The sequence below is a fragment of the Luteibacter sp. P4_E6 genome (genome assembly GCF_056401535.1).
In genome coordinates, this window is sequence record NZ_JBFUJE010000395.1 from 1 (window position 1) to 3,672 (window position 3,672).

At 63.5% G+C, this 3,672-nt stretch carries 3 protein-coding genes; all 3 read right to left on the reverse strand.

What is annotated here, in order from left to right; translation table 11 throughout:
* Nucleotides 1-131: 131 nt before the first annotated feature.
* Nucleotides 132-1,724 carry a serine hydrolase gene (locus AC1DT2_RS17910; RefSeq protein WP_477297824.1) on the reverse strand — a complete coding sequence of 531 codons (1,593 nt, stop codon included), beginning with the start codon at nt 1,722-1,724 and terminating at the stop codon, nt 132-134.
* 11 nt (nt 1,725-1,735) lie between these two features.
* Nucleotides 1,736-2,659, reverse strand: a complete 924-nt coding sequence (locus AC1DT2_RS17915) for a MurR/RpiR family transcriptional regulator (RefSeq protein WP_477297825.1) — start codon at nt 2,657-2,659, stop codon at nt 1,736-1,738.
* A gap of 10 nt (nt 2,660-2,669) precedes the next feature.
* Nucleotides 2,670-3,672 (reverse strand): peptide MFS transporter (locus AC1DT2_RS17920; RefSeq protein WP_477297826.1); only part of this gene is annotated, 1,003 nt, incomplete at its 5' end.

A 3,672-nucleotide genomic window follows, 5' to 3' on the forward strand; every position in this document is an offset into this window, starting at 1 on the left:
GGCTATGGCATCCAGACGGCACCCACCGTCGGTCGGCTCGCCGCGGCCCTGGTGCAACGACACCCCGTTCCTGCGGATCTGCTCGAGCTGGGGTTTGACCTGGAAACGATCTCGCCGGGCCGAAACCTCGACTAAGGTGTCCCGATTGCCGGCGTGAACCGAAGGTCCTGATAGTCCCAACTGAAATCGGCCAGCGGCGAAACCGCTTTCATGCCAATCTGCTCGACGTGCCCGTCGGGTTTGAGGGCAAACGTGACATAGGCGTCTTCGTAACCGGGTGTCGTGAAACGCGTGCGGAACGTGTCGTATTGAACATGTTCGAGTGCACCTGACATGCCAGGTGAACGGTCGACGGTGATCTTCAATCCGCCCTCGCCCTCCCCCTTACTGATGGTGATCGTGCCGTACCAGGGATCACGATACGTGCCGGCGTAGCCAGCGAGCGGCAGCGACGGTCCCGCGGCCCGACGGTTAGCCGTCTCGTCAGCGATCAGCGCCTTCTTCGCCTCGGTCTCCTCCTGTTGCTGTGCCTCCGCGTAGCTGGCAATCCAGTCTGGCGAAGGCAGGCCCAGGTAAGTGTCCAGAAGGTGCTCGCGCATGGCGAATAGCGTGCCCACGTCCTCTGAATTGACCATCACGGCAAACGCGACATGCTTGTCGGGAATGAGCACCACCGCGGAGATACCGCCCAGCACGCCACCGAGATGCGTGACGATCTTGTGGCCGCGATAGTCCCGTACCTCAAAACCCAGGGCGTAGGCCAGAAATTGAGGCTCGCCCAGCGCCAACGACGGGGGTCCCGGCGTGATCGGTATCAAGGTCTGGGGTGTCCACAGGGCTGCGGATGCCTTCGGGCTGAACAGGACTTTGCCATCGGGCATGACGCCATGATCGAGCTGCACCTGCAGCCACTTGCCCATGTCGCTCGCGCTGCTCATCAGGGCGCCAGCTGGCGCGAAAGCGTCGCCCGTCATGACGCTGGTCAGGACCGACGGCTTTCCGAAGCCACGCACCGGCCCGGAGATCTTCGCGTGCAGCGACACCTGGTTCGGCACCCTGGCATCGATGCTCACCTGGGTGTCGTGCATTCCCAGTGGATCGAGGAGGCGCTTCTGCATGAAGTCCTCCCAACGCTGCCCACTCACCGCCTGCAGCAGCTGTCCGGCCACAATGTAGAGCACGTTGTCGTAGTCGTAACTTGCGCGGAACGAATGTGCCGGCTTCAGGTAGCGAACCGCATGGACCAGTTCGTCACGTGTGCGATTGGTCTGGGGAACGAGCATGAGATCGCCCTCCCCCAACCCCAGACCGCTTCGGTGCACGAGCAGATCGGTGACGGTCATCTCGCCCGTGGTGTACGCATCGAACATGCGAAAGCCCGGGAGCCTGTCCGCGACCAGATCGCTCCATTTCAGCTTGTCCTGATCCACCAGCATGGCCAGCGCCGTACTGGTGAAAGCCTTGGTGTTGGACCCCAGCGGGAAGATCGTATGAGCGTCGACTTTCTCGGGGGAACCGAGCTTTCTCACGCCGTAAGCATGGGTTGAGATGTTCTTGCCATCCACGATGACCAACGACATGCCAGGCGTGTCGAACGTCTTCATGGCACGGGCGGCATAGGCATCCAGGGAGTCCGTGCCGGCGTCACCGGGCGACGATGCGGCCAGCACCGGGTATGGCCACAGAAGTGCCACAGCCAAAAGGAAAAGCGTGCGTGCGCGCATCGTCGGGTCCCTCACTTTGCCTTCGGCGTCGTGCGGCGCTTGCGCGGCGAGGGGCCAGTTTTGCCCTGCGAAGGGGCCTTCGGCCTGGCATCGCTGGCCGCCGGTGCCTCCACATAGCCCACGAACTTCTGCCGCAGCTGCGTGATGTCACCGATGCGTTCGAACCGGTCTCCCATCCGATCGCTTACCGCACCGATCAGCAGGCTGAAAAGACTATTGGCCGCGCTGAAGTTATGCCAGGCGCGGTGGTCGTCGATGGGCAGCATGAGGACGTGGTCGGTCAGCTGCCGCGCCCAGTAGCACTGGCTATCGGTGATGATCACCAGCGGAATGCCTCGCTGTGCCACCTCTTCCGCCAGCAGGCGGAAGTGGCGCGAATAGCGGCGGAAGTCGATCAGGACGACGCAGCTGTGTTCGGTCGAGTCGAGCAGTACATCCGCATACGCACCTTCCTGGCCATTCGCGAACGACGTGCGCGGCTTGACGTGCTGCAGCAGGTTTGCAAAACCGATACCGAGGAAACGGCCGTGGTGGAAACTCGACACGGACACGCGGTCGGCATTGACCAGCAGATCGACGATGGCGGTCCATTCCGGGCTAGACGTCAACGCGTGGGCGGCAGTCAATCCACGAATCTCCGACTGCAAGGCCTCGGAGGGTGATGCCGCGGCGCCACCTGCCGGACTGCTGTAAAGCTGCAGCCACGGCGTGCCGCCGCGCAACTCCTCCTTCAGTTCGGCCAGGCCTTCATAACCGAGGTTACGCAGGAAGCGACCCACGGTCATCGGGCTGACATCGACCTGCTTGCCGAGCGACGCCGCCGTCTCGAACGGGATGCTGTCCATGTTCTGCAACAGGTGTGCGGCGATCTTCTGTTCGGCCGTGGTGAAGGTATCCCACCGGCTCTTTAGTTTCTTCTTGATGTCCTTGCTCATCTTCTTCTGCTCACTGTGTCATCGCCATCGCAGGTGCCACCGATCCATGTCGTTCCACATCCCCCAACCGACGTCCAAGCATATACAGGAGCGACGCGGAAAGTCCGGCGACGCCGCCGATAAGGACGAAAAACCAGCCGTGCGCAAGAACGCTCCACAAGGTGCCCAGGGCACCGGCCAGAAGGTTGCCGAAGAAGCCGGCGAAGAACCACGTGGCGATGCTGGTGGCACGAAACCCCTCCGGTGCCAACCGACCGAACAGGGCCAGTCCGACCGGCAGGATGTAAAGCTCGCCGATGGTAAACACCACGAACCAGCCGAACAGCCAGAGCCAGCTCGCACGCGTGCCGTGAGCGTCGCTCCATGCCGCGACCATGCCCAGCGCCACGAAGGACGCACCCACGATGGTGGCACCGAACGCCATCTTGGCCAGCAACGGCGTTTCCACACCGCGGCGGGCCAGCCGCGACCAGCGCGCGACCAGGAAAGGCGTGAACGCGAACACCGCCAGGGAGTTGATCGACTGGAACCAGGTCATCGGTATGACCCACCCGGACGCCAGCTGGCGATCGATCCCGGTGTCGGCCCATAAGGCGATGGTGTTGCCGTTCTGCTCGTACGCGCCGCGGAACACGACGACGATGGCGGCAATGCCGACCAGCAGGGCGAAGCGATCGCGCGCTGCGCGGTCCAACGGTGCGCGGGCCGCTCGCATCGCGGCACCGCGCGCCGGTTCGGGCGGCAGGTAGCGGCGACCGCCCAGGTAAATCACCAGCGACAGCAGCATGCCGAAGCCGGCTGCGGCGAAGCCCCAGTGCCAGCCATAGACCTCGCCCAGCGTGCCGCACACCAGCGGGGCCAGGAAACCGCCCAGATTGATGCCGACGTAGTAGATGTTGTAAGCGCTCTTGCTGCGGACGTCGCCGTCGCGGTAAAGGCCCTCGATCTGGCTGGCCAGGCTGGGCAGGAACAACCCATTGCCCAGTGCGATGGTGATGAGCGCCGGGTAGAAC